This is a genomic window from Stenotrophomonas sp. Ste86 (assembly GCF_024519465.1).
GTDB lineage: Bacteria > Pseudomonadota > Gammaproteobacteria > Xanthomonadales > Xanthomonadaceae > Stenotrophomonas.
In genome coordinates, this window is sequence record NZ_JALJRW010000002.1 from 101,268 (window position 1) to 126,864 (window position 25,597).

The window sequence follows — 25,597 nt, forward strand, 5'->3', positions numbered from 1 at the left end:
CTGGAGATGCTGCATGAAAGTCGTACGTCTGCTTGTGCTGCTGGCGGTTCTGGTCGCCGGACTCATCATCGGTGCGCTCAACTCGGACAAGATGGTTCTCAGTCTGGGCTTCACCCAAATCACCACCACCACCGGCCTGGCGATCATTGTCGCCCTGTTGTCCGGTGCCATCATCGGCGGCGGCATCGTGCTGGCCAGCCTGGTGATCCCGTTGTACGCGAAGCTGCGCACGGCGCAGAAGGCTGTCCCGACCGCGGTCGTGGCGCCGGCTTCCACCCCTTCTTCTACTTTCGACGGACGCTGAGCCCCGATGGAATTTGTCTCCGAGTGGTTCTGGTTCTTCCTGTTCCTGCCGTTGGCGGCGTTGTCCGGCTGGGTGATCGGCCGTCGCGGTGGCCAGCGCCATGGCGACAACCAGGTCAGCCGCCTGTCCAGCACCTATTTCCGTGGCCTGAACTACCTGCTCAACGAGCAGCCGGACAAGGCGATCGAGCTGTTCCTGCATATCGCCGAGCTGGACAAGGAAACCTTCGAAACCCAGGTCGCGCTGGGCCACCTGTTCCGCCGTCGTGGCGAGGTGGATCGTGCGATCCGACTGCACCAGGGCCTGGTCAACCGTGCCGACCTGAATGACGCGCAGCGGGTGCAGGCACTGCTCGCCCTGGGCGAGGACTACATGAAGTCCGGGCTGCTGGACCGTGCCGAAACCGTGTTCAGTGAGCTGGCGCAGATCGACCAGCGCGCGCCGCAGGCGCTCAAGCACCTGATCGGGATCTACCAGGCCGAGCGTGACTGGGAAAAGGCGATCGACAACGCCAGCCGCTTCGAGGAAGTCACCGGCGAGCCGATGGGCAAGCTGATCGGACAGTTCGAATGCGAGCTGGCCGAGCGCTTCCGCGGCGCCGGCAAGATCGAGGAGGCGAGGGCGGCCATCGCGCGCGCCTACCAGGCCGATGCGATGTCGGTCCGCGCCGGCATCATCGAGGGCCGTCTTGAAGCGGATGCGGGCAATGCCGAAGCCGCCGTGCGCGCCTTCGAGCGCGCCGCGCGCAACGATCCCGAATACCTGCCCGAAGTACTGCAGGCGCTGATGCAGAACTACCGCAAGGTCGGCGACCTTGGCGGTGCACGCGCCTTCCTGTCGGAGATGACCGAGCATTACCGTGGCATCGCCCCGGTGCTGGCCCTGACCCAGTTGATGGAAGAGCAGGAGGGCGTGGCCCCGGCGCGCGCCTATCTCGGCCGCCAGCTCAAGGATCGTCCGTCGGTTCGTGGCGAATCGGCGCTGATCGACCTGACCCTGGCCGAGGGCGCGGACGCCACCGCGACCCTGCATGACCTCAAACACATCACCGACCAGTTGCTGGTGCGCAACCCGGCCTATCGCTGCACGCGTTGCGGTTTCGGCGCACGTACGCACCACTGGCAGTGCCCCAGCTGCAAGGAATGGGGAACGGTCAAGCCGCTGCTGAACTACGCGGTCCTTTAAGCGATGCCCGTGGCCTGGATGGTCGGGTTGCCAGCGGTGCTGGCGCTCGCGGCGGCGCTCACCTGGGGTGCGCGCCATTACGCGCTGCGCCGCAACCTGATGGATCAGCCCGGCGAACGCCGCAGCCATGGCGTGGCCACCCCGCGCGGGGGCGGCATCGCGATCGTGCTGACCCTGCTGCTCGCTACGGGCGTAGCTGCGCTGGCGTGGCCCGGCGCACGTCTCCAGTTGCTGGTGTTCGGTCTTGGCCTGGTGCTGGTGGCCGGCATTGGCTGGTGGGACGATCACCGCCCGCTGCCCGCGGTCCGCCGGTTGCTGGTGCATCTGGTCGCCGCCGCATTGGTGGCCGCCCTGGTGTGGCAGGCCAGCGGCAATCCGTGGCAGGCGCTGCTGGCGCTGCTGTTCACGACGTCGTTGATCAACATCTGGAACTTCATGGATGGCATCAACGGCATAGCCACCACCCAGGCCATCCTGGCCGGGCTGGCCTTCGCGGTGGTGATGCCCGCGCCCTTTGCCCTGGCCGGCCTGGTCCTGGCCTTGGCGTGCCTGGGGTTCCTGCCATTCAACTACCCGCGGGCACGGATCTTCATGGGCGATGTCGGCAGCGGCGCGCTGGGCTATGCAATTGCCGCCCTGGTCTGCCTGGCCAGCGTGGTGACCGAGGTCAACTGGTTGCTGCTGCTGGTGCCGCTCACGGCGTTCCTCGTGGACGCAGGCTTCACACTGCTGTCGCGCATGCTGTCCGGGCAAAGATGGATGGAGCCCCACACCCAGCATCTCTACCAGCGCGCGGTCAAAGGTGGTCTGAGCCACACTTTGGTCACAGGGATGTACTTTGTTTTTGGTCTATTCAGTATTACAGTGTTTAATGCTTGCAGTGATCTGCAGCCGAGGTGGGAGGCTGCCGTAGCCGTCGCGTGGATGATCTTCGCGACCGGCCTGTGGCTACTCCTGCGCAAGGGAATGCGCAACTAGAAGGATTGTTTGTTTTATGACGCCTTGGCAGGACCGTCTTACCAGTTTGATTCCGCGCGGCGCCATCGTGGTCCACGACCTGTTCATGGTCTGGGCGTGCTGGCAGCTGCTGCATGCGGGCCGCTATTCGATGCTGGCCGATGCCCCCTCGCTTCCGCTGTGGAACATCGACACCTCGCTGGTGCTGGCGATCCAGGCAGTGGTGTTCTGGCGGGTGGGCCTGTACCGCGGCCTGTGGCGTTTTGCCAGCGTGGCCGACCTCCTCAACATCTTCAAGGCCAGCTTCATCGGCCTGCTCGCCATCGTGGTCGTGCTCGCCTACAAGCGCTTCAATGGTGTGCCGATGTCGGTGCTGGTGATCTACCCGTTCGCGCTGTCGGCGCTGCTGGGTGCGCCACGCCTGTTGTACCGCGCGTGGAAGGACTACCAGTCGCTGCAATACGACGCCACTGCGCGTCGGGTGCTGATCCTGGGTGCCGGCCAGGCCGCCGAGGCGCTGGTCCGCGACCTGCGCCGTTCCGGCGATTTCGAGCCGGTCGGCCTGCTTGACGATGCCCCGCACCTGCAGGGCGCCAAGCTGCAGGGCCTGCCGATTCTGGGCACACTGGACGATGCCCCGGCCGCGGTGCGCGAAACCGCCGCCCGACTGCTGGTGATCGCCATTCCCTCCCTGGATGCGGTCGGGATGCAGCGGGTGGTCGCCATCTGTGAGGCCACCGGCGTGCCGTTCCGCATGGTGCCCAAGCTCAATGACGTGCTGCTCGGTCATTCGCTGCCGGGCGAGCTCAAGGAAGTGGCGATCGAGGATCTGCTGGGTCGCAAGCCGATCCTGCCGGACTGGTCGCTGATCCGTGGCTGGCTGGGCGGGCGCACCGTGCTGGTGACCGGCGCCGGTGGCTCGATCGGTTCGGAGCTGTGCCGCCAGTGCGCGCGTCACGGTGCCGGCCGGATCATCCTGCTGGAAATGAGTGAACTGCTGCTGCTGACCATCGAGGGCGAGCTCACCCGCAGCTTCCCCGACCTGGAAGTGGAAGCGGTGCTCGGTGATTGCGGTGACCCGGCGGTGATCCGCCACGCGCTGTCGATGGCCAGCGTCGATGCGGTCTTCCACGCCGCCGCCTACAAGCAGGTGCCGGTGCTGGAACGCCAGCTTCGCGAGGCGGTGCGCAACAACATCCTGTCCACCGAAACGGTGGCCCGTGCCTGTGTCGAGGCCCGGATCGAGCATTTCGTGTTCATCTCCACCGACAAGGCGGTCGACCCGGTCAACGCGCTCGGCGCGAGCAAGCGCTACGCCGAGATGATCTGCCAGAGCCTGGACCAGAAGACCAGCCACACCCGTTTCGTGACTGTGCGCTTCGGCAACGTGCTGGCCTCGGCCGGCAGCGTGGTGCCGCTGTTCCGCGACCAGATCCTCAAGGGCGGGCCGGTCACCGTGACCGATCCGGAAGTGACGCGTTACTTCATGACCATCCCCGAGGCCTGCCAGCTCATCCTGCAGGCCGCGGCATCGGCGTCGCACGGGGCGATCTACACCCTGGACATGGGCGAGCCGGTGCCGATCCGCGTGCTCGCCGAGCAGATGATCCGCCTGGCCGGCAAACAGCCGTACAAGGACATCGCGATCATCTATACCGGCCTGCGTCCGGGCGAAAAGCTGCACGAGACCCTGTTCTATTCGGACGAGGACTATCGCCCCACCGCGCACCCGAAGATCCTCGAAGCCGGCGTGCGTACGTTCGCCCGCGAGCAGGTGTTGGGCAATGTCCCGCGCCTGCGCGAAGCGATCGCCACCTACGACACCGATGCCATCAACAGCATCCTGTTCGCCACCATGCCGGAGTTCTCGCCACTGCAACAGGACGATCACGTCGCGTCCGCTAAAGTGCTTCCCTTCCCGGCACGAGAGGCCAACAGGCTGTGACGAACAAGCGTATCCGCAAGGCGGTTTTCCCGGTGGCAGGTCTCGGTACCCGATTCCTTCCCGCGACCAAGACGGTTCCCAAGGAAATGCTGCCGATCATCGATCGGCCGTTGATCCAATATGCCGTCGATGAAGCGATCGAAGCCGGCTGCGACACCCTGATCTTCATCACCAACCGCTACAAGCATGCGGTGGCCGATTATTTCGACAAGGCATACGAGCTGGAGCAGAAGCTCGAGCGCGCCGGCAAGATGGAGCAGCTGGAGCTGGTGCGCCACGTGCTGCCCAACGGCGTGCGTGCGATCTTCGTCACCCAGGCCGAGGCGCTGGGGCTGGGCCATGCGGTACTGTGCGCCAAGGCGATCGTCGGCGACGAGCCGTTCGCGGTGCTGCTGCCTGACGACCTGATCTGGAACAAGGGTGACGGTGCGCTCAAGCAGATGGCCGACGCCAACCAGGCCACCGGCGCGAGCATCATCGCCGTCGAGGACGTCCCGCACGACAAGACCGGCAGCTACGGCATCGTCGCCACCGACACCTTCGATGGCCGCCAGGGTCGGATCAGTGCGATTGTCGAGAAGCCCAAGCCCGAGGACGCGCCGAGCGACCTGGCCGTGGTCGGCCGCTACGTACTGAGCCCGAAGATCTTCGAGCTGCTTGAAGCCACCGGCACCGGAGCGGGTGGCGAGATCCAGCTGACCGACGCCATCGCAGAGCTGCTCAAGAGCGAGCGCGTGGACGCGTTCCGCTTCGAAGGCACCCGTTTCGACTGCGGTACCCATCTGGGTCTGGTCGAAGCGACCATCCGCTTTGCGTTGAACAACGAGAAGCTGGCCGGACCGGCGCGCGAGATGCTGAAGAAGGCGCTCGCCGACAGCTGACCGGTAGCGCCGGGCCATGCCCGGCTGGCCGTTGAATGTACCTTGGTGTTCTTGCCGAGCATGGCTCGGCACTACCGCCTGCCGAGCATGGCTCGGCGCTACCGCTTGCCGAGCATGGCTCGGCACTACCACCCGCCGAGCATGGCTCGGCACTACCGCCCGCCGAGCATGGCTCGGCGCTACCGCTTGCCGAGCATGGCTCGGCACTACCACCCGATGGGCTGTGGTGGGATATGGCAAAAAGGGCGGCCTCGCGGCTGCCCTTTTGCGTTCTTCGTGACGACCAACGGTCGGTACCTGCCGGGTGGGCGGTGCCGACCCGGGGTCGGCACCGCCTGTCACATCACAGCGACTCGAAGATACCGGCCGCACCCATGCCGGTGCCGATGCACATGGTCACCATGCCGTACTTCTGCTGGCGACGGCGCAGGCCGTGCAGCAGGGTGGCGGTACGGATCGCGCCGGTCGCGCCCAGCGGGTGCCCCAGGGCGATGGCGCCGCCCAGCGGATTGACCTTGGACGGGTCCAGGCCGCAATCGCGGATGACCGCCAGCGACTGCGCGGCGAAGGCTTCGTTGAGCTCGATCCAGTCCAGCTGGTCCTGGCTCAGGCCGGCCTGCTTGAGGGCCTTGGGAATCGCGGCGATCGGGCCGATGCCCATCACTTCCGGGCGCACGCCAGCCACCGAGAAGCTGACGAAGCGGGCCAGCGGCGTCAGACCGTAGTCCTTGATCGCCTGCTCCGAGGCCAGCAGCACGGCGCCGGCGCCGTCGCTCATCTGCGAGGAGTTGCCCGCGGTGACGGTGCCGCCGAACTGGCCGTTGCGGAACACCGGGCGCAGCTTGGCCAGGCCTTCGGCGGACGAATCCAGGCGCGGGCCTTCGTCGGTGTCGACGATCCTGTCACGGGTGATGATGCGGCGGCCGTCGGCCAGGTCGGGCTGGCGGGTGCGCACGTCGTAAGGGCTGATCTCGTCCTTGAAGTCGCCGTTCTGGATCGCGGCGATGGCCTTCTGGTGCGAGGCGAGGGCGAAGGCGTCCTGCTCCTCACGCGAGACCTTCCATTCCTCGGCCACCTTCTCGGCGGTGATGCCCATGCCGTAGGCGATGGCGACGTGGTCGTTGTCGAATACGCTCGGGGCCATCGCGATCTTGTTGCCCATCATCGGCACCATCGACATCGACTCGGTGCCACCGGCCAGCATCAGGTCCGAATTGCCCAGGCGGATCTGGTCGGCGGCCATCGCCACGGCCTGCAGGCCGGACGAGCAGAAGCGGTTGACGGTCTGCGCGGCGATGGTGTCCGGCAGCCCGGCCAGCAGCACGCCGATGCGTGCCACGTTCATGCCCTGCTCGGCCTCGGGCATCGCACAGCCGATGATCGCGTCATCGATGCGGTTGACGTCCACGCCCGGCGCCTGCGCGACCACGGAACGGAGCACGTGGGCGAGCATGTCATCGGGACGGGTATTGCTGAACATGCCCTTGGGCGCCTTGCCGACCGGGGTGCGGGTAGCGGCGACGATGTAGGCGTCCTGGATTTGCTTGGTCATTGCAGTGATCTCTTCAAATAGGGGGACAGGCGTGCCGGCCAGGGGCCGGCACCAGGCGGGCGCGGACGGCGTCCGTCGCGCCCGTGACGCCATCAGTTACGCAGCGGCTTGCCGGTCTTGAGCATGTGCGCGATGCGGGCCTGGGTCTTTTCCTGCTGGGCCAGTTCGACGAAGTGCTTGCGCTCCAGGGTCAGCAGCCATTCCTCGTCCACCAGCGTGCCGCGATCCACTTCGCCACCGCACAGCACGGTGGCGATGCGCACGGCGATCTCGTAGTCGTACGGGCTGATGAAACGACCTTCCAGCATGTTGACCAGCATCATCTTGAAGGTGGCGATGCCGACGTCGCCGGCAACCTGGATGCGGCGGGCCGGCATCGGCGGACGGTAGCCACCTTCGGCCAGCGCCAGCACTTCGGCCTTGGCGATATGGAGCGCTTCGAAGCTGTTGAACACGACCTTGTCGGTCGCGCGCATCAGGCCCAGTTCCTTGGCGTTGACCGCCGAGTTGGAGACCTTGGCCATGGCCACGGTTTCGAAGGTTTTCTTCAGTTCGGCGAACACGTCACCGCCCGGACCGGCGGCCTGCGAGGCACGCACGGCCAATTCCTTCAGGCCACCACCGGCGGGCAGCAGGCCGACGCCGGCCTCGACCAGGCCGATGTAGCTTTCCAGCGCGGCCACGCTCTTGGCGCTGTGCATCTGGAATTCGCAACCACCGCCCAGGGCCAGGCCGCGCACGGCGGTTACCACCGGCACCAGCGAATACTTGATCGCCTGGCTGGTGCGCTGGAAGTTGTGCACCATTTCCTCGAACTGCTCGACCTTGCCGGCCTGCAGCAGGCCCAGCGCACCGGCCAGGTCGGCACCGGCGGAGAAGGGTTCCTTCTGCTGCCAGATCACCAGGCCCTTGAAGTCCTGCTCGGCGCGCTTGATCGCTTCCTGCAGGCCATTGAGCACGTGGTCGGAGACGGTGTTCATCTTGGTCTTGAAGCTGACCACGGCGATGCCGTCGCCGTCGTGCCACATGCGCACGCCGTCGTTCTCGAACACGGTCTCACCCGGGCTGAAGGTTTCACCCAGCAGCGGATCGGGGAAGCGCTGGCGCTGGTACACCGGCAGCGCCGAGCGCGGCAGCTTGGCGTTGCGCGACGGGCTGTAGCTGCCTTCGGCGGCATGCACGCCGTCGCGGCCATCGAACACCCAGTCCGGCAACGGCGCGTTGCTCATGCTCTTGCCGGCGACGATGTCATCGGCGATCCACTGCGCGACCTGCTTCCAGCCGGCGGCCTGCCAGGTTTCGAACGGGCCCAGCGACCAGCCGTAGCCCCAGCGGATGGCCAGGTCGACGTCGCGCGCGGTTTCGGCGATGTCGGCCAGGTGGTAGGCGCTGTAGTGGAACAGGTCGCGGAAGGTCGCCCACAGGAACTGCGCCTGCGGGTGCTGGCTTTCGCGCAGCTTGGCGAACTTCTCGGCCGGGTTCTTGATCTTCAGGATCTCGACCACTTCCGGCGCGGCGGTGCGGTCGGCGGCGCGGTAGTCCTGCTTTTCCAGATCAAGGACGACGATGTCCTTGCCGACCTTGCGGAAGATGCCGGCACCGGTCTTCTGGCCGAGCGCGCCCTTGGCGATCAGCGCGTCCAGCCACTTGGGCGATTTGAAGAACTCATGCCACGGATCGTTGGGCAGGGTGTCGCCCATGGTCTTGATCACGTGCGCCATGGTGTCCAGCCCGACCACATCGGAGGTGCGGTAGGTGGCCGACTTCGGGCGGCCCACCAGCGGGCCGGTCAGGCCGTCGACTTCGTCGAAGCCCAGGCCGAATGCCTGCGTGTGGTGGATGGTGGACAGGATCGAGAACACGCCGATGCGGTTGCCGATGAAGTTCGGGGTGTCCTTGGCGTACACCACGCCCTTGCCCAGGGTGGTGACCAGGAACGCTTCCAGCCCTTCCAGCACCGACGCATCGGTGGTGGTTGCCGGGATCAGCTCGGCCAGGTGCATGTAGCGCGGCGGATTGAAGAAGTGCACGCCGCAGAAACGGTGGCGCAGCTGCTCGGGCAGCACGTCGGCGAGCTTGTTGATGCCCAGGCCGGAGGTGTTGGAGGCCAGCACGGCGTGATCGGCCACGAACGGGGCGATCTTCTTGTACAGGTCCTGCTTCCAGTCCATCCGTTCGGCGATGGCTTCGATGATCAGGTCGCAGTCCTTCAACTGTTCCAGGCCCGTTTCATAGTTGGCCGGGGTAATCGCCTCGGCGTAGGACTTGCTCGCGAGCGGAGCAGGGCTGAGCTTGCCCAGGTTGGCGATCGCCTTGAGCACGATGCCATCGGCCGGACCTTCCTTGGCGGGAAGATCGAACAGCACGGTGTCGACGCCGGCGTTGGTCAGGTGGGCCGCGATCTGGGCACCCATGACACCGGCACCCAGTACGGCGGCGCGGCGGGCTGGCAGGGAATTGGACATGTCGATAAGCCTTTGGTTGTCTGGAAGCCGGGCAACGCCCGGCTCTACGGGGTGGAGAGGGAGGTCGTCGGAGCGTCGATGACCGCGCTGGCGCGGAAACCGGCTTCGGCGAAATGGATCAGTTCGCGGGCGGCATGGGCACGATGCGCCGCTTCGGTGACACCGGCGGGTCGCTTGATCAGGCCGAAATCGGCCATCGCATAGGTCAGTGACCCGGCCAGGAAGTCCAACCGCCAGTACAGCTCTTCCTTGCTCAGCTCCGGCACGCAGGCCGCGATGGCCTTGCCGAAGTCGCGCAGTACATGGCCGTAGTGGTCGGAGAGAAACTTGCGCAGGTTGTCGTTCTTCTCGGCATAGGCGCGGGCGATCACCCGCACGAAGGCGCCACCGGTCTGGCGGTCCTGGGCCATCGCCAGCGCCGGTTCGACGAACGCGGCCAGCACCGGGCGCAGTTGGCCGGGATGCTCGCGGCGGGCGCTGTCCAACTGGGCCAGGCGGGCGGCGGTCATCTCGTCCATCCGCCGACGGAACACCTCGTTGACCAGGTTTTCCTTGGACCCGAAGTGGTAGTTGACCGCCGCGATGTTCACGTCGGCCTGGCTGGTGACCTGGCGCAGGGAGGTGCCGGCAAAGCCATGCTGGGCGAACAGCTCCTCGGCCGCGCCGAGAATGCGGTCCTTGGTGGAGAAATGAGCGGGCTTGGCCATGGGGCGGGCAGAGTTCAATCAAACGATTGTTTGATATTAGACCTGGGGCTGCGCTGGCGCATTGTGCGGCGCAGCAGAAACGGGCGTTCGTTCATCCGCCCCTCCCGGTAGTGCCGGCCGCTGGCCGGCAACCACGCCATTGCCTGAACAGGCCGATCACCACGGCACACAGGGCGTTGCCGGCCAGCGGTCGGCACTACCGCGGGGGCGGGTTACACGTTAGAATTGCCTCACGTATATCAGGCTAAGCCCGCGTTTTGACGCGGGTTTTTTTCATGTTAATCTCGGGCCGATCAGTGGCCCGCCCAACGGAGAATTCCCATGGCGCTGGAGCGCACCCTTTCCATCATCAAGCCGGACGCCGTCGCCAAGAACGTCATCGGTGAAATCTACGCCCGCTTCGAAAAGGCCGGCCTGAAGGTCGTCGCCGCCAAGTACAAGCAGCTGTCGCGCCGTGAAGCCGAAGGCTTCTACGCCGTGCACCGTGAGCGTCCGTTCTTCAACGCGCTGGTCGAGTTCATGATCTCCGGCCCGGTGATGATCCAGGCGCTGGAAGGCGACAACGCCGTGCTGGCCCACCGCGACCTGCTGGGCGCCACCAATCCGAAGGAAGCCGCTGCGGGCACCATCCGCGCCGACTTCGCCGAATCCATCGATGCCAATGCCGCCCACGGCTCGGACTCGGTCGAGAACGCCGCGATCGAAATCGCCTACTTCTTTGCCGCGACCGAAGTCGTCTCGCGCTGAGAGTGATGCCGTGAACGAGGTCGTACAGCCAACCGCCATCCCCGTCGTGCTCGTCCCGAGCATGCCGGTGGCCAAGCAGAACCTGCTCGACCTCGATCGCGAGGGTCTGGAGCGCTTCTTCGCCGACACGCTCGGCGAAGCGCGCTACCGCGCCCATCAGGTGATGAAGTGGATCCACCACCACTACGTCACCGATTTCGATGAGATGACCGACCTGGGCAAGGCGCTGCGCGCCAAGCTCAAGCAGCATGCCGAGGTCCTGGTCCCGAACATCGTGTTCGACAAACCCTCCGCCGACGGCACCCACAAGTGGCTGCTGGCGATGGGCAGCGATGGCAAGAATGCCATCGAAGCGGTCTACATCCCGGACAAGAACCGCGGCACGCTGTGCGTGTCCTCGCAGGTCGGCTGCGCGCTGAACTGCACGTTCTGTTCGACCGCCACCCAGGGCTTCAACCGCAACCTCTCCACCGCCGAAATCATCGGCCAGGTGTGGGTGGCCGCGCGTCATCTGGGCAACATCCCGCACAAGCAGCGTCGTCTCACCAATGTGGTGATGATGGGCATGGGCGAGCCGTTGATGAATTTCGACAACGTCGTGCGCGCCATGAGCGTGATGCGCGACGACCTGGGCTACGGCCTGGCCAACAAGCGCGTGACCCTGTCGACCTCCGGCCTGGTGCCGCAGATCGATCGGCTGTCGGCGGAAAGCGATGTGTCGCTGGCGGTGTCGCTGCACGCGGCCAACGATGCGCTGCGCGAGACGCTGGTCCCGCTGAACAAGAAGTACCCGATCGCCGAGCTGATGGCCTCGTGCGCGCGCTACCTGCGCGCCAACAAGCGCCGCGAATCGGTCACCTTCGAATACACCCTGATGAAGGGCATCAACGACCAGCCCGAGCATGCCCGGCAGTTGGCGCGGCTGATGCGCCAGTTCGACAACGCCGTGCAGGCCTCGCACGCAGGCAAGGTCAACCTTATTCCGTTCAATCCGTTCCCGGGCACGCGCTACGAGCGTTCCGGCGATACCGAAATCCGCGCGTTCCAGAAGATCCTGCTGGATGCGCAGGTGCTCACCATGGTGAGACGCACCCGTGGTGACGACATCGATGCCGCCTGTGGTCAGCTCAAGGGCCAGGTGATGGACCGCACGCGTCGCCAGGCCGAGTTCAACAAGACATTGCAGGAAGGGAAAAGCCGGGATGCCGCTGCCTGATATCCGATTGCCAGCCGTTGTTTTCATCGCGCTGGCATTGGTCGGCTGCGGTAAACAAGGTATCAGGCCGCCCACCGGCAATTTGGCGGTCGCGCCGGTGTACGAGGTCCGCGACAACGCGTCGATCCGGCAGCGGGTCGGTTACCAGGACCAGATGACCCTGGCCACCGAAGCGTTCCGCGCCGGCCAGGCCCAGGCGGCGGAAAAGAAGGCGCGCGCGGCGGTGAAGATCGATGGCAGCCGCCCGGACGCGTACCTGCTGCTGGCCAACATCGCCAGCCAGCGCGGTGCCGACACCGAGGCCGGCACCCTGTACCGCAAGGCCGTCGACGTGGCCCCGGGGCAGGGCGATGCACTCAACAACTATGGCGCCTGGCTATGTACGCATGGCCAGGCCGCCGAATCGCTGGTCTGGTTCGACCGCGCCATGGCGGCCCCCGGCTACGCCACGCCGGGCTCGGCGCTGGCCAATGCCGGCGGCTGCGCGCTCGATGCGGGGCAGTCCGAACGGGCCGCCCGCGACCTGCGTCGCGCCATCGAACTGGACCCGACCAACGCCTATGCCCTCGAGTCGATGGCCCGCAGCGAGTTCGCCCAAGGCCGGTATTTCGAGGCCCGGGCCTTCTCGCAACGTCGTCTCGCGGCTGCACCGGCCACACGTTCCGTGTTACAACTTGCGTCTCAAATCGAGGCGCAGCTCGGCGACGACGTGGCATCCGGCCGCTATCTGCAGCGAATTCGCAACGAATTTCCGCAGGATGCGGCACCTAATCCCCGGGGTTGAAGCATTGTGATTGATGACCAGACTGTGAACGCTTTTGATACCGCCGCCGGCTGTGGAGCTCGTCTCCGCCAGGCGCGGGAAGCGGCAGGACTGACGCTCGAAGCAGTGGGGCAGCAGTTGCGCATGCCGATGCAGGTGGTGAAATCGCTTGAAGATGAGCAGTGGCAGCGCCTTGGCGCGCCGGTGTTCGTGCGCGGCCAGCTGCGCAGTTACGCGCGGCTGCTGAAGGTCGACCTGGGCGACGTGCTGGAACAGGCCAGCATCGGCCCGGTGGTGCCGCCGCAGCTGGTCAGCCATACGCATACCCCGCGGGCCCGCCGCATCGCCGAGAGTCTCGGTCGCCGGGTACTGTATGTCGGTATCACCGCCGTTCTGGCGGTGCCGGTGTGGTTTGCCACCCGTGGTCATTTCGATGGCAGCGCCCCCGCGCCCAGCACCGCTTCACTGGACGTTGTCCCGGCCGCGGTGCCGATGAGCGGCGGTCCGGCCCCGGCCGAGGCGGTCCGCCCGGACGCGGCCCCGATCGTGGCCACCCCGTCCGCGCCGTCGGCGCCTTACCTGGCCTCGTTGACCCCGGTGCCGCGCCCGGCCACCGCCGCGACGGCACCGACCGGCGCGCTCAGCCTGCAGTTCAAGGCTGACAGCTGGGTGGACATCGCCGCCCCGGACGGCAGTACCGTCGAAAAGGCCCTGATCAAGTCCGGCGACACCCGCAGCTTCAGCCCCGGTCAGGTCGGGCGCATGACGCTCGGCAACGCGTCGGCGGTCGAGGTTCAGCAGGCCGGCACTATCGTCGACCTTTCGCCCTACCAGCGAGCCAACGTGGCACGCTTTACGGTATCCTCTGACGGCTCCGTGGCCCCAGTTCCGCACTGAGCCGCGTTTCCCAATCCAATTCAAACAGCTCCTCCTTCACAGGCGGGGCGAGAGTACGCATGGCGATCGACGACCTGCTCGACGAGCACGAACAAAGTGAACGCGTCCGCGGCTGGCTGCGGAAGAATGGTGTCAGCATCCTCGCCGGTGTGGCGATCGCCATCGGCGGCATCGCCGGTTGGCAGTGGTGGCAGAAGGAGCACAGCAACTCGCTTGCTGGCGCCAATGTCCAGTACCAGGCGGTGCTCAAGCACCTGCAGGACAAGAACCTGGCGGAAGCGGCCAAGGGCGTGAAGGCGCTCGACGACGGCAAGGCCAACATCTATTCGGACCTGGCCGCGTTGCAGCTGGCCAAGGCCCAGGTCGAAGCCGACAAGAATGATGACGCGCTGGCGACCCTGCGCGCGATCAAGGCCGACCCGGAGTTCCAGCCGGTCATCGAGCAGCGCATCGCGCGCCTGCTGCTGGCCACCGGCAAGCATGACGAGGCGCTCAAGGCGCTCGGCGACGCCACCGACAGCGCCAGCCTGGAAATCCATGGCGACGTGTTGATGGCGCAGGGCAAGCGTGATGCTGCCCGGCAACAGTATGAGAAGGCGCTCAAGACGCTGGACGTGGCAGCGCCGCAGCGGCGTCTGCTTGAAACCAAAGTGACGGATGCCGGTGGCAACGTCACCGATGCTGCGGAGTCGGTGTAATGAAGCAGATGGTCATGATCAAGCGCGTTGCCACCCTGGTCCTGTTGGGCGTGGCGTTGTCCGGCTGCACCACCGTCAAGGGTTGGTTCGCCGGTAAGGACGCGGCCGCCAAGAAGGCCCTCGAGCCGGCGGAACTGGTGAAGTTCGAGCCGACCGTCAAGGTCGACAAGCTCTGGAGCGTCAACGTCGGCAAGGGCGAGAAGCGCATCGGCGTGCGCCAGGGCCCGGCCGTGGCCGATGGCCGCGTGTATGCGGCGGCGATCTACGGTGGCGTGCACGCCATCGACCTGCAGACCGGCAAGAAGGTCTGGACCTGGGAGCCGGCCAAGGAAAAGAAGAAGCCCAAGCTGCGCCTGTCTGGTGGCCCCGGTGTCGGCGAAGGCCTGGTGGTGATCGGTACGCTCGACGGCCAGGTGATCGCCCTCGATGCCAACGACGGCACCGAAAAGTGGCGTGGCAAGGTGACCGGCGAAGTGATTTCCGCCCCGGCCGTTGGCCAGGGCATGGTGTTCGTGCGCAGCAACGACGGTCGCGTGACCGCGCTGGACGCCGGCAACGGCACCCAGCGTTGGTTCAACCCGCGCGAGCTGCCGGCACTGACCGTGCGCGGCAATGCGGCGGTGGTGGCCGGCCCGGGCGTGCTGTTCATCGGCAACGACGACGGCAGCGTGTCTGCGCTGGCGATGACCGACGGCCGCACCGTGTGGGACCAGATGGTCGCCAACGGGGAAGGCCGCACCGAGCTGGAGCGCATGTCCGACGTGGACGGCGCCCCGGTGCTGGAAGGCAATACGCTGTTCGTGAGCAGCTTCAAGAGCCAGACCATGGCGATCGAAGGCCCGACCGGGCGTCCGCTGTGGACCCGTGACCATGGTGGCGCCGGTGGCGTGGCCCTGACCTCGGGCAATGTGTTCGTCACCGACAACAAGGGCGGCGTGTTCGGCCTGGACAAGAACAGTGGCACCGCGATGTGGTCGCAGACCGGTCTGGCCCGGCGCTCGCTGACCGGTCCGGCGCTGCAGGGCGACTATGTCGTGGTCGGCGACTACAAGGGGTATCTGCACTGGTTGCGGACCGACAATGGCGAGTTCGCAGCTCGCGCCAAAAGTGGCGGCGACGCCCTGCTGGCGCAACCGGTAGCCGCCGATGGGATTCTGCTGGTGCAGAACGTTGATGGAAAGCTGACCGCATTCCGGTTGGCACAATAAGGAGTTACCGCGATGCTGCCCTTGGTCGCCCTGGTTGGACGGCCGAATGTCGGCAAGTCCACGCTGTTCAATGCGTTTACCCGTACGCGCGACGCGCTGGTCCATGACCAGCCCGGCGTGACCCGGGACCGTAATTACGGTGTTTGTCGTCTTAACGAAGACCACCCGTTCCTGGTGGTCGATACCGGCGGTATCGCCGGTGAAGAAGAAGGTCTGGCCGGTGCTACCGCCCGCCAGGCCCGCGCCGCCGCCGCCGAGGCGGATCTGATCCTGTTCGTGGTCGACGCCCGTGAGGGCCCGATGGACGACGAGATCCTGTCCTGGCTGCGCAAGCTGGCGCGCCCGACCGTGCTGCTGATCAACAAGATCGACGGCATGAACGAAGATACCGTGCGTTCGGAGTTCGCCCGCTACGGCTTCGGCGAAATGCTGACCGTGTCGGCCGCCCATCGCCAGGGCCTGGACGATCTGCTGGACGAAGTGGTGGAACGGTTGCCGGAAGAAGGCACCACCGAAACCCTCGACAACGATCCCGGCCGCGTGCGTATTGCCTTCGTCGGCCGCCCCAACGTGGGCAAGTCGACGCTGGTCAATCTGCTGCTCGGCGAAGAGCGCATGATCGCCTCCGAAGTGCCCGGTACCACCCGTGATTCGATCTCGGTGGACATGGAGCGCGACGGTCGCGAATACCGCCTGATCGACACGGCCGGCCTGCGTCGCAAGGCGCGCGTGGAGGAAGTGGTCGAGAAGTTCAGCGTGATCAAGACGCTGCAGGCCATCGAGCAGTGCCAGGTGGCCGTACTGATGCTGGACGCGTCCGAAGGCGTCACCGACCAGGACGCCAGCGTTCTGGGCGCGGTGCTCGATGCCGGTCGTGCGCTGGTGGTGGCCATCAACAAGTGGGACGGCCTGACCGATTACCAGCGCGAGCAGGCTGAAGCCCTGGTGTCGCGCAAGCTCGGTTTCGTGCCGTGGGCGGAAGTGGTGCGCATCTCGGCCAAGCATGGCTCGGGCCTGCGCGAGCTGTTCCGCTGCATCCACGCCGCGCATGCCTCGGCGACGCACGAGTTCAGCACCAGCGAAGTCAACAAGGCGCTGGAAGTGGCCTACGAGACCAACCCGCCGCCGGCGATCCGTGGTCACGTGTCCAAACTGCGTTACGTGCATCCCGGTGGCTCCAATCCGCCGACCTTCATCGTGCACGGTACGCGCCTGAAGGATCTGCCGGAGTCGTACAAGCGCTATCTGGAAAACTTCTTCCGCAAGCGCTTCAAGCTGGTCGGCACGCCGGTGCAGTTCATCTTCCGCGAGGGTGTGAACCCGTACGAAGGCAAGAAGAACGTCCTCACCGAACGCCAGGTCAAGCGCAAGCGCCGCCTGATCAAGCACGTCAAGGGCCGATGATGCAAAGAAGAGCCGGCGAAAGCCGGCTCTTCCGCATCCGGTAGTGCCGAGCCATGCTCGGCAGACCACGCGCAGCGTGGCAATGATCGAACCGGGTAGTGCCGAGCCATGCTCGGCAGGCCACGCGCAGCGTGGCAATGATCGAAGCCGGTAGTGCCGAGCCACGCTCGGCAGCCCACACGCAGCGCGGCAATGATCGAACCGGTAGTGCCGAGCCACGCTCGGCAGCCCACGCAAAGCGCGTCAATGATCGAACCGGGTAGTGCCGAGCCATGCTCGGCAACCCACGCGCAGCGTGGCAACGATCGAACCCGGTAGTGCCGAGCCAAGCTCGGCAGGCCACGCACAGCGTGGCAATGATCGAACCCGGTAGTGCCGAGCCACGCTCGGCAGGCCACGCACAGCGTGGCAATGATCGACCCCGGTAGTGCCGAGCCATGCTCGGCAGGCCACGCACAGCGCGGTAATGATCGACCCCGGTAGTGCCGAGCCATGCTCGGCAAGGCTCTTGCACCTGGCAATTACCGACGCCTGGAGCAGCCGAGCATGGCTCGGCTCTACCGCCCCCCCCCAATTCCCCCGCGCGTCTGCGCGATAATCCCCGCATGAGCACCGTTCCCGAACTCACCCCCGGTCAGGCCCGCGCACGCATCGCCCATGGCGCCCTGCTGATCGACGTCCGCGAGGCGCACGAGCGGGCCAGCGGCATGGCCGAAGGCGCGCTGGGCATCGCCAAGAGCGACCTGCTGGCCGCGTCGGCGACGCATCTGCCGGCCACCGACCGCGAGATCGTCCTCATCTGCCAGAGCGGCAAGCGTTCGATGGACGCCGCGCTTGCCTTGCTGGATCACGGTTATACCCACGTGGCGTCGGTCCACGGCGGCACCACCGCCTGGCGTGCTGACGGCCTGCCGCTGGTGCAACCGCTGCAGAGCGAGGCCGACGCGGATTTCAACGAACGTTATGCGCGTCACCTGCTGCTGCCGCAGGTGGGCGTGGCCGGTCAGCAGGCATTGCTGGCTGCGCGCGTGCTGGTGGTCGGGGCCGGTGGCCTCGGCGCGCCGGCCGGTTTCTATCTCGCCGCCGCCGGGGTAGGGCACCTGCGCATCGCCGACGATGACGTGGTGGAGCGCAGCAACCTGCACCGGCAGATCCTGCACACCGACGCCAGCATCGGCACGCCCAAGGTGCTGTCGGCGCGCGAACGGCTGCTGGCGCTGAACCCGCAGTTGGACATCGACGCGGTGCAGGCGCGCGTCACCTCGGCGAATGTGGATGCCCTGCTCGACGGGGTCGACGTGGTGCTGGACGGCTCGGACAATTTTCCGCTGCGCTACCTGCTCAACGATGCCTGCATCCAGCACGGCATCCCGCTGGTGTACGGCGCGGTGGAGCGCTTCACCGGGCAGGTCAGCGTGTTCGATGCTGGCCGCCATCGTGGCCAGGCGCCGTGCTACCGCTGCCTGTTCCCGGAGCCGCCGCCGCCCGAATTCGCGCCCAACTGCGCCGAAGCCGGCGTGCTCGGCGTGCTGCCGGGGATGGTCGGGCTGCTGCAGGCCACCGAAGTGCTCAAGCTGCTGCTGGGGATGGGCGAGCCGCTGGTCGGGCGGCTGCTGACCTTCGATGCGTTGGGCATGCATTTTCGTGAGACGCGCTTGCGCCCCGATCCGGACTGCCCCCTGTGTGCGCCCGGCAGGGCCTTCCCCGGCTATATCGACTACGCCGCGTTCTGCAACAGCATCTGATGCGGGGTGGAAGGGTAGAGCCGACCCATGGTCGGCTGTCCTTGGCGCGGTCTCAGGCAGGCCGAGCAGCCGACCATGGGTCGGCTCTACCGGGTCTGCGTGGTGTCATCGCGCTGTTTGCAGGACGATCTGCCAAGTGAGTCCTGTCATCGTTCTGTTTTCGGCACGATAAAACGTAGCACGCACGCTACTTCCATCCGAAGCTTTGCCCTATCGTTGTCTCCATCAATGTAGTCCGGGGAAACAACCGCATGGCGGTGGAAGCAGGTGCCAGTGAACTGGTGAAAGTGGTCGCCCTGCTGGGTGCGGCAGTGGTCATGGTGCCGCTGTTCCGTCGGCTTGGGCTGGGCTCGGTGCTGGGCTATTTCGCCGCGGGCCTGGCGATCGGTCCGTTCGGTTTTGGCTGGTTCGCCGACCCCCAGGCCATCCTGCATACCGCCGAACTCGGCGTGGTGATGTTCCTGTTCGTGATCGGACTGGAGATGCGCCCCTCGCACCTGTGGGGGCTGCGCAACGAAATCTTCGGATTGGGCACGCTGCAGATCGTGGTCTGCGGCGCGGTGCTCACCGGGGTGTGCATGTTGCTGGGCCTGCCGGTCAAAGTCGCCTTCATCGGTGCGTTCGGCTTCGTGCTGACCTCCACCGCCGTGGTGATGCAGCTGCTGGCCGAGCGCGGCGACATCGCCTTGCCCTCGGGCCAGAAGATCGTCTCGATCCTGCTGTTCGAAGACCTGCTGATCGTGCCGTTGCTGGCGGTGGTCGCGTTCATCGCACCGGTGCAGGCCGATGCCGGTGAAAGTTCGCGCTGGGTCAGCGTGGGCATCGGTGCCGGCGCGATCGTCGGGCTGGTGCTGGTGGGGCGGTTCCTGCTCAACCCGCTGTTCCGCATCCTGGCCGCGGCCAAGGCGCGCGAGGTGATGACGGCCGCTGCGTTGCTGGTGGTGCTCGGCGCGGCGTTGCTGATGCAACTGGGTGGGCTGTCGATGGCGATGGGCGCGTTCCTGGCCGGCGTGCTGCTCAGCGAATCCACCTTCCGCCACCAGATCGAGGCGGACATCGAGCCATTCCGCGGCATCCTGCTCGGCCTGTTCTTCCTCAGCGTAGGCATGGCGCTGGACCTGACCGTTGTAGCCAACAACTGGCCGCTGATCGTGTCCGGCGTGCTCGCGCTGATGCTGGCCAAGGCGGCGTGCATCTACGCGGTGGCGCGGATCATGGGCAGCGACCACCGCCAGGCGCTGGACCGGGGCGTGGTGATGGCGCAGGGCGGCGAGTTCGCCTTCGTGCTGTTTTCCGCGGCTGCCGCGGCGGGTGTGATCGGGGTAGAGGTCAACGCCAACCTGACCGCGATCGTGGTGCTGTCGATGGCGCTGACCCCGCTGTTCGTGCTGCTGCACGACAAGCTGATGCCCGACCGGGTGATCTCGCTGGAGGGCGTGGAAGCGGCCGATGGCATGTCCGGCAGCGTGTTGATGATCGGTTTTGGCCGCTTCGGCCAGGTCGCCAGCCAGTCGCTGCTGGCGCGCGATGTGGACGTGACCATCATCGACAACGACATCGAGATGATCCAGAGCGCGGAGAAGTTCGGCTTCAAGATCTACTACGGCGACGGCACCCGGTTGGACGTGCTGCACGCCTCCGGTGCCGGCGTGGCGCGTGCCATCGCGGTGTGCGTCAACGACAGCGCGCAGGCCGACCGCATCGTCGAACTGGTCGCCCACCAATTCCCACAGGCCAAGCTGCTGGTGCGCTCGTTCGACCGCGAACACTCCTTGCGCCTGATCCATGCCGGCGTCGATTTCCAGATCCGCGAGACGTTCGAATCGGCGGTCGCCTTCGGCGAGGCCGCGCTGGTCGAACTCGGCCTGGGCGAAGAGGATGCAGCGACCATCGCCCGCGAGATCCGTCGCCGCGATGCCGAGCGCTTCGAGCTGGAAATCGCTGGCGGCGGACTCATCGCCGGTGCGCACATGACCTATGGCAACTCGCTGCCCGGCGTACCCACGCCGACGCCGTTCACCGCGCCCAAGCGCAAGGCGCGCACCCTCAACGCGGACGCGTTGCCGGAAGAGGAATGACGATCAGGTAGTGCCGGCCGCTGGCCGGCAACCATGCAGCGCCATCCGGGCGGATGGGGGCGTGAGCCAGCGGCCACCACGACCGGTGGGCGAGGGGGCCTGAATCAGGGACAATGGACGACCGTCGCCCCCACGCCTGCCGCCCTCGATGAGCTCACCGACCCCCGCCCCCGCCGCCCCCGCCCGCATCCTGGACGGACGCCGCATCGCCGAAGACCTGCTGGACAGCCTCAAGGTCCGGGTCGATGCCCGTCTGGCCGCCGGTGGCAGCCGCCCGGGCCTGGCCGTGGTGCTGGTTGGCGGTGACCCGGCCTCGACCGTATACGTGCGCAACAAGCGCCGCGCGGCCGAGAAGGTCGGCATCGAAGCCTTCGATTACGACCTGCCGGCCGGCACCACCGAGGCCGAACTGCTGGCGCTGATCGACCAGCTCAACCACGATCCGAAGATCCACGGCATCCTGGTGCAGTTGCCGCTGCCGGGCATCCCCGACGCCAGCCGCCTCATCCACCGCATCGACCCGCGCAAGGACGTGGACGGTTTCCATCCGGAAAATGTCGGCCACCTGGCCCTGCGCGAGTTCGGCCTGCGCCCCTGCACGCCGCGCGGCATCGTGACGCTGCTGGGCCACACCGACCAGCCGGTGCGTGGCCGCAACGCCACCATCGTGGGCGTGAGCAACCATGTCGGCCGCCCGATGGGGCTGGAGCTGCTGATCGCCGGCTGCACCGTGACCAGCTGCCACAAGTTCACCCCGCGCGATGTGCTCGAACGCAGCGTGCGTGACGCCGACATCCTGGTGGTGGCGGTGGGCCGTCCGGGCATCGTCCCGGGCGAATGGGTCAAGCCGGGCGCGGTGGTGATCGATGTGGGCATCAACCGCCTCGACGACGGTCGCCTGGTCGGCGACGTGGGCTTCGAGGCCGCGGCCGAGCGCGCAAGCTGGATCACCCCGGTCCCGGGCGGGGTCGGGCCGATGACCGTGGCGACGTTGATGCAGAACACCATCGAGGCGGCGGAAGCCTTCTGACCGCTTGGTCCTGACTCGCGGTCGGCACCTGCTGCGGCCGTGATCCCGGGCCGACCCGCACCTGCTGTGGCCGTGATCCCGGGCCGACCTGCATCTGGCGCGGCCGTGATCTCGGGTAGAGCCGACCGTTGGTCGGCTGCGCGTGGATCGGTGTGCCACCGCGCCAAGAGCAGCCGACCAACGGTCGGCTCTACCGGGTCCGGCGGCGCGACACAGCGTCGCATCCGCCCCCTGCCCAAGGCGGCCGAATCAGGGTAAAATGTCGCGCTTCCCCACATCTCGGGTATGCCGATGCTGCGCATCCAGGCTGAAGCTCTCACCTACGACGACGTCTCGCTCGTCCCCGCACACTCCCTGATCCTGCCCAAGGATGTCAGCCTGGAAACCCGGCTGACCCGCGACCTGCGGCTGAAGCTTCCGATCCTTTCCGCGGCCATGGATACGGTCACCGAAGCCCGCCTGGCGATCGCCATGGCCCAGCTCGGTGGCATGGGCATCATCCACAAGAATCTGAGCGTGGAGCAGCAGGCCGCTGAAGTGGCCAAGGTCAAGAAGTTCGAGGCCGGCGTCATCCGCGACCCGATCACGGTCGGCCCGGAAACCACCATCCGTGACGTGCTGGCCCTGACCCAGGCGCGCAACATCTCCGGCGTGCCGGTGGTGGACGGCGGCGGCCAGCTGGTCGGCATCGTCACCCATCGCGACATGCGCTTCGAGACCGAGCTGGACGATCCGGTCCGCCACATCATGACCAAGAAGGATCGCCTGATCACGGTCAAGGAAGGCGCCGCCTCCGATGAAGTGCTGCAGCTGCTGCACCGCAACCGCATCGAGAAGATCCTGGTCGTCAACGATGAGTTCGCCCTGCGCGGCCTGATCACCGTCAAGGACATCCAGAAGAACACCGATTACCCCAACGCCGCCAAGGACACCGCCACCCGCCTGCTGGTCGGCGCGGCCGTCGGCGTTGGTGGTGACACCGACCGCCGGGTCGAGGCGCTGGTCGCTGCCGGGGTGGACGTGCTGGTGGTGGACACCGCGCACGGCCACTCGCAGGGCGTGCTGGACCGTGTCAGCTGGGTCAAGAAGCACTTCCCGAACGTGCAGGTCGTCGGTGGCAATATCTGCACCGGTGAAGCCGCACTGGCGCTGCTGGACAGCGGCGCGGACGCGGTCAAGGTCGGCATCGGCCCGGGCTCGATCTGCACCACCCGCGTGGTCGCCGGTGTCGGCGTGCCGCAGATCACCGCGATCGACCTGGTCGCCGAGGCGCTGCAGGACCGCATCCCGCTGATCGCCGACGGTGGCATCCGTTACTCCGGCGACATCGGCAAGGCGCTGGCCGCCGGTGCCTCCACCATCATGATCGGTGGCCTGCTGGCCGGTACCGAGGAATCGCCCGGCGAGACCGAGCTGTTCCAGGGACGTTCGTACAAGAGCTACCGCGGCATGGGCTCGCTGGCCGCGATGGAGAAGGGGTCCAAGGACCGCTACTTCCAGGACGCCTCCAGCGCCGACAAGCTGGTGCCCGAGGGCATCGAAGGCCGCGTGCCGTATCGCGGCCCGGTCGGCGGCATCATCCACCAGCTGATGGGCGGCCTGCGCGCCACCATGGGCTACGTGGGCTGCGGCACCGTCGAAGACATGCGCACCAAGCCCAAGTTCGTCAAGATCAGCGGCGCCGGCCAACGTGAGAGCCACGTCCACGACGTGCAGATCACCAAAGAGCCGCCGAACTACCGCGCCTGATGCGGCATGAGCAAAGAGGAACGAGGAACGAGGAAGCTGATTCCCGTTCCTCTTTCTCTATCGGCCGCCGGTAACGACGCTGTGTTTCCCGTATTTACTCCTGCATTGCCCGGGCACCATGACCAACATCCATAACGACAAGATCCTCATCCTCGATTTCGGCGCCCAGTACACCCAGCTGATCGCGCGCCGCATCCGCGAGCTCGGCGTGTACTGCGAGATCTGGGCGTGGGACCACAACCCGGCCGACATCGCCGCGTTCGGCGCCAAGGGCATCATCCTGTCCGGTGGCCCGGAATCGACCACGCTGCCGGGTGCGCCGGCCGCACCGCAGGAAGTGTTCGACAGCGGCCTGCCGATCTTCGGCATCTGCTACGGCATGCAGACCCTGGCCGCCCAGCTCGGTGGCGCCACCGAAGCGGCCGACCAGCGTGAGTTCGGCCATGCCGAAGTCAACGTCGTGCACCCGGATGCGCTGTTCAAGGGCCTGAGCGACCACGGCGGCGAGCCGAAGTTGAACGTCTGGATGAGCCACGGCGACCACGTCTCCGTCGCGCCGCCAGGCTTCACCGTGACCGCGGTGACCGATCGCATCCCGGTGGCCGCGATGGCCAACGAAGAAAAGCGCTGGTACGGCGTGCAGTTCCACCCGGAAGTGACCCACACCCTGCAGGGCCAGGCGCTGCTGCGCCGCTTCGTGGTGGACGTGTGCGGCTGCGAAACGCTGTGGACCGCGGCCAATATCATCGACGACCAGATCGCCCGCGTGCGCGAACTGGTCGGCGATGACGAAGTGATCCTGGGGCTGTCCGGCGGCGTCGATTCGTCCGTCGTGGCGGCGCTGCTGCACAAGGCGATCGGCGACAAGCTGACCTGCGTGTTCGTCGATACCGGTCTGCTGCGCTGGCAGGAAGGCGACCAGGTGATGGCGATGTTCGCCGAGCACATGGGCGTCAAGGTGATCCGCGTCAACGCGGCGGACCGTTACTTCACCAAACTCGAAGGCGTGAGCGACCCGGAAGCCAAGCGCAAGATCATCGGCAATCTGTTCGTGGACATCTTCGACGAAGAATCCACCAAGCTGAAGAACGCCAAGTGGCTGGCGCAGGGCACCATCTATCCCGACGTGATCGAGTCGGCCGGCAGCAAGACCGGCAAGGCCCATGTGATCAAGAGCCACCACAACGTGGGTGGCCTGCCGGAACACATGAAGCTGGGCCTGGTTGAGCCGCTGCGTGAGCTGTTCAAGGACGAAGTGCGTCGCCTCGGCGTCGAGCTCGGCCTGCCGCGCAGCATGGTGTACCGCCATCCGTTCCCGGGCCCGGGCCTGGGCGTGCGCATCCTTGGCGAAGTGAAGCGTGAGTACGCCGAGCTGCTGGCCAAGGCCGATGCGATCTTCATCGACGAGCTGCGCAAGGCCGATCTGTACGACAAGACCAGCCAGGCGTTCGCCGTGTTCCTGCCGGTGAAGTCGGTGGGCGTGGTGGGTGACGCGCGTGCGTATGAGTGGGTGATTGCGCTGCGCGCCGTGGAAACCATCGATTTCATGACGGCGCATTGGGCGCACCTGCCGTATGACTTCCTGGGCACGGTGAGCAACCGGATCATCAATGAGTTGCGGGGGGTGTCGCGGGTTGTGTATGACATCTCGGGGAAGCCGCCGGCGACGATCGAGTGGGAATGAGTTGAATGACGAGGGCGCCGAGAGGCGCCCTCGTCAATTGTGCGACCGGTACTGACAGGTAGGGGCGCGCGACGGCCCGGCTGTCGTACGTTACGCACCGCGTTGCCACCGTCGTGCCGCAGAAAAAGCCGTCTGCTGCTGTTCTCATGTCGACGCCGATCTGCGCCTGCCGCTCGCACCCGCTCGCACCCAACATGCGTGATGCGAGGACCGTTGGTCACTGGGGTTCAGCGGATCTCAAGCGGTTGATGGCGCAGGCGTACGAGGGTCGGGAAGTATCCGGAATTGGCTGATCAGAAAAAAATTTGACATATCGGAAATATCTTTGTAATTCTGCGAAGGTCATCTTTCCCGGATTCCCGCCGTGCTCGTGATTGCGCTT

20 protein-coding genes are annotated in these 25,597 nt (G+C 66.3%); 17 read left to right on the forward strand and 3 right to left on the reverse strand.

The annotated features are described in order from the left end of the window. Positions 1–13 precede the first annotated feature (13 nt). The 5 genes from NR101_RS02760 to galU are packed head-to-tail and all read left to right on the forward strand — an operon-like array spanning position 14 to position 5,272. A complete protein-coding gene (locus tag NR101_RS02760) occupies positions 14–304 on the forward strand; it encodes a hypothetical protein (protein WP_256773969.1) in 291 nt (96 codons plus the stop codon). A gap of 6 nt (positions 305–310) precedes the next feature. Continuing rightward, positions 311–1,489, forward strand: a complete 1,179-nt coding sequence (lapB, locus tag NR101_RS02765) for a lipopolysaccharide assembly protein LapB (RefSeq protein WP_256773968.1) — start codon at positions 311–313, stop codon at positions 1,487–1,489. A 3-nt stretch (positions 1,490–1,492) separates the two neighbouring features. Beyond that, positions 1,493–2,467 carry a glycosyltransferase family 4 protein gene (locus NR101_RS02770; protein WP_256773967.1) on the forward strand — a complete coding sequence of 325 codons (975 nt, stop codon included), beginning with the start codon at positions 1,493–1,495 and terminating at the stop codon, positions 2,465–2,467. A 16-nt stretch (positions 2,468–2,483) separates the two neighbouring features. After that, the gene (locus NR101_RS02775; RefSeq protein ID WP_256773966.1) at positions 2,484–4,391 is read left to right on the forward strand and encodes a nucleoside-diphosphate sugar epimerase/dehydratase; all 1,908 of its coding nucleotides are present in this window, start codon (positions 2,484–2,486) and stop codon (positions 4,389–4,391) included. Further along, entirely contained in the window at positions 4,388–5,272 is an 885-nt protein-coding gene (galU, locus tag NR101_RS02780; protein ID WP_256773965.1) for a UTP--glucose-1-phosphate uridylyltransferase GalU, read from the forward strand. Before NR101_RS02775 ends, galU begins: the two co-directional genes overlap by 4 nt. Positions 5,273–5,615: 343 nt before the next feature. Here galU and NR101_RS02785 read toward each other — a convergent pair whose 3' ends face one another. From NR101_RS02785 to NR101_RS02795, 3 genes are all read right to left on the reverse strand, one after another. Next, positions 5,616–6,824 (reverse strand): acetyl-CoA C-acyltransferase, encoded by a 1,209-nt coding sequence (locus tag NR101_RS02785; protein ID WP_256773964.1) that lies wholly within the window; start codon positions 6,822–6,824, stop codon positions 5,616–5,618. Positions 6,825–6,916: 92 nt separating this feature from the next. Continuing rightward, positions 6,917–9,289, reverse strand: a complete 2,373-nt coding sequence (locus NR101_RS02790) for a 3-hydroxyacyl-CoA dehydrogenase/enoyl-CoA hydratase family protein (RefSeq protein WP_256773963.1) — start codon at positions 9,287–9,289, stop codon at positions 6,917–6,919. A gap of 44 nt (positions 9,290–9,333) precedes the next feature. Further along, a complete protein-coding gene (locus tag NR101_RS02795) occupies positions 9,334–9,996 on the reverse strand; it encodes a TetR family transcriptional regulator (protein WP_256773962.1) in 663 nt (220 codons plus the stop codon). A gap of 321 nt (positions 9,997–10,317) precedes the next feature. Between NR101_RS02795 and ndk the strand changes: the two genes are divergently transcribed. From ndk to guaA, 12 genes are all read left to right on the forward strand, one after another. Next, positions 10,318–10,743: a nucleoside-diphosphate kinase gene (gene ndk, locus NR101_RS02800; RefSeq protein ID WP_038688788.1), complete on the forward strand. Its 426-nt coding sequence runs from the start codon at positions 10,318–10,320 to the stop codon at positions 10,741–10,743. Positions 10,744–10,804: 61 nt separating this feature from the next. Next, on the forward strand, positions 10,805–11,959 hold the full coding sequence (rlmN, locus tag NR101_RS02805; RefSeq protein ID WP_256774144.1) for a 23S rRNA (adenine(2503)-C(2))-methyltransferase RlmN: 1,155 nt from the start codon (positions 10,805–10,807) through the stop codon (positions 11,957–11,959). Beyond that, the gene (gene pilW, locus NR101_RS02810; protein WP_256773961.1) at positions 11,946–12,743 is read left to right on the forward strand and encodes a type IV pilus biogenesis/stability protein PilW; all 798 of its coding nucleotides are present in this window, start codon (positions 11,946–11,948) and stop codon (positions 12,741–12,743) included. Before rlmN ends, pilW begins: the two co-directional genes overlap by 14 nt. A gap of 6 nt (positions 12,744–12,749) precedes the next feature. Continuing rightward, positions 12,750–13,619, forward strand: coding sequence for a RodZ domain-containing protein (locus NR101_RS02815; protein ID WP_256773960.1), 870 nt, complete (start codon positions 12,750–12,752; stop codon positions 13,617–13,619). Between the two features lie 59 nt (positions 13,620–13,678). Then, complete coding sequence (locus tag NR101_RS02820) at positions 13,679–14,317, forward strand: tetratricopeptide repeat protein (protein WP_256773959.1); 639 nt, start codon at positions 13,679–13,681, stop codon at positions 14,315–14,317. Further along, on the forward strand, positions 14,317–15,525 hold the full coding sequence (gene bamB, locus NR101_RS02825; RefSeq protein WP_256773958.1) for an outer membrane protein assembly factor BamB: 1,209 nt from the start codon (positions 14,317–14,319) through the stop codon (positions 15,523–15,525). The genes NR101_RS02820 and bamB overlap by 1 nt, the downstream gene beginning before the upstream one ends. A 12-nt stretch (positions 15,526–15,537) precedes the next feature. Continuing rightward, positions 15,538–16,929, forward strand: coding sequence for a ribosome biogenesis GTPase Der (gene der, locus NR101_RS02830; RefSeq protein WP_256773957.1), 1,392 nt, complete (start codon positions 15,538–15,540; stop codon positions 16,927–16,929). A gap of 605 nt (positions 16,930–17,534) precedes the next feature. After that, entirely contained in the window at positions 17,535–18,674 is a 1,140-nt protein-coding gene (gene moeB / locus NR101_RS02835; protein WP_256773956.1) for a molybdopterin-synthase adenylyltransferase MoeB, read from the forward strand. 251 nt (positions 18,675–18,925) lie between these two features. Then, entirely contained in the window at positions 18,926–20,752 is a 1,827-nt protein-coding gene (locus NR101_RS02840; RefSeq protein WP_256773955.1) for a monovalent cation:proton antiporter-2 (CPA2) family protein, read from the forward strand. A gap of 148 nt (positions 20,753–20,900) precedes the next feature. Then, positions 20,901–21,782 carry a bifunctional methylenetetrahydrofolate dehydrogenase/methenyltetrahydrofolate cyclohydrolase FolD gene (gene folD / locus NR101_RS02845; RefSeq protein ID WP_256773954.1) on the forward strand — a complete coding sequence of 294 codons (882 nt, stop codon included), beginning with the start codon at positions 20,901–20,903 and terminating at the stop codon, positions 21,780–21,782. 291 nt (positions 21,783–22,073) lie between these two features. Continuing rightward, the gene (guaB, locus tag NR101_RS02850; protein WP_256773953.1) at positions 22,074–23,531 is read left to right on the forward strand and encodes an IMP dehydrogenase; all 1,458 of its coding nucleotides are present in this window, start codon (positions 22,074–22,076) and stop codon (positions 23,529–23,531) included. A gap of 118 nt (positions 23,532–23,649) precedes the next feature. Next, entirely contained in the window at positions 23,650–25,215 is a 1,566-nt protein-coding gene (gene guaA / locus NR101_RS02855; RefSeq protein WP_256773952.1) for a glutamine-hydrolyzing GMP synthase, read from the forward strand. The last annotated feature ends 382 nt before the right edge of the window (positions 25,216–25,597 follow it).

Coding starts and splice junctions, on each gene's coding strand:
- folD (WP_256773954.1), top strand. CDS start 20,901: ATGAGCTCACCGACCCCCGCCCCCGCCGCCCCCGCCCGCATCCTGGAC.
- der (WP_256773957.1), top strand. CDS start 15,538: ATGCTGCCCTTGGTCGCCCTGGTTGGACGGCCGAATGTCGGCAAGTCC.
- guaA (WP_256773952.1), top strand. CDS start 23,650: ATGACCAACATCCATAACGACAAGATCCTCATCCTCGATTTCGGCGCC.
- NR101_RS02770 (WP_256773967.1), top strand. CDS start 1,493: ATGCCCGTGGCCTGGATGGTCGGGTTGCCAGCGGTGCTGGCGCTCGCG.
- lapB (WP_256773968.1), top strand. CDS start 311: ATGGAATTTGTCTCCGAGTGGTTCTGGTTCTTCCTGTTCCTGCCGTTG.
- NR101_RS02790 (WP_256773963.1), bottom strand. CDS start 9,289: ATGTCCAATTCCCTGCCAGCCCGCCGCGCCGCCGTACTGGGTGCCGGT.
- rlmN (WP_256774144.1), top strand. CDS start 10,805: ATGCCGGTGGCCAAGCAGAACCTGCTCGACCTCGATCGCGAGGGTCTG.
- pilW (WP_256773961.1), top strand. CDS start 11,946: ATGCCGCTGCCTGATATCCGATTGCCAGCCGTTGTTTTCATCGCGCTG.
- NR101_RS02840 (WP_256773955.1), top strand. CDS start 18,926: ATGGCGGTGGAAGCAGGTGCCAGTGAACTGGTGAAAGTGGTCGCCCTG.
- NR101_RS02820 (WP_256773959.1), top strand. CDS start 13,679: ATGGCGATCGACGACCTGCTCGACGAGCACGAACAAAGTGAACGCGTC.
- guaB (WP_256773953.1), top strand. CDS start 22,074: ATGCTGCGCATCCAGGCTGAAGCTCTCACCTACGACGACGTCTCGCTC.
- bamB (WP_256773958.1), top strand. CDS start 14,317: ATGAAGCAGATGGTCATGATCAAGCGCGTTGCCACCCTGGTCCTGTTG.
- ndk (WP_038688788.1), top strand. CDS start 10,318: ATGGCGCTGGAGCGCACCCTTTCCATCATCAAGCCGGACGCCGTCGCC.
- NR101_RS02785 (WP_256773964.1), bottom strand. CDS start 6,824: ATGACCAAGCAAATCCAGGACGCCTACATCGTCGCCGCTACCCGCACC.
- NR101_RS02795 (WP_256773962.1), bottom strand. CDS start 9,996: ATGGCCAAGCCCGCTCATTTCTCCACCAAGGACCGCATTCTCGGCGCG.
- moeB (WP_256773956.1), top strand. CDS start 17,535: ATGAGCACCGTTCCCGAACTCACCCCCGGTCAGGCCCGCGCACGCATC.
- NR101_RS02760 (WP_256773969.1), top strand. CDS start 14: ATGAAAGTCGTACGTCTGCTTGTGCTGCTGGCGGTTCTGGTCGCCGGA.
- NR101_RS02775 (WP_256773966.1), top strand. CDS start 2,484: ATGACGCCTTGGCAGGACCGTCTTACCAGTTTGATTCCGCGCGGCGCC.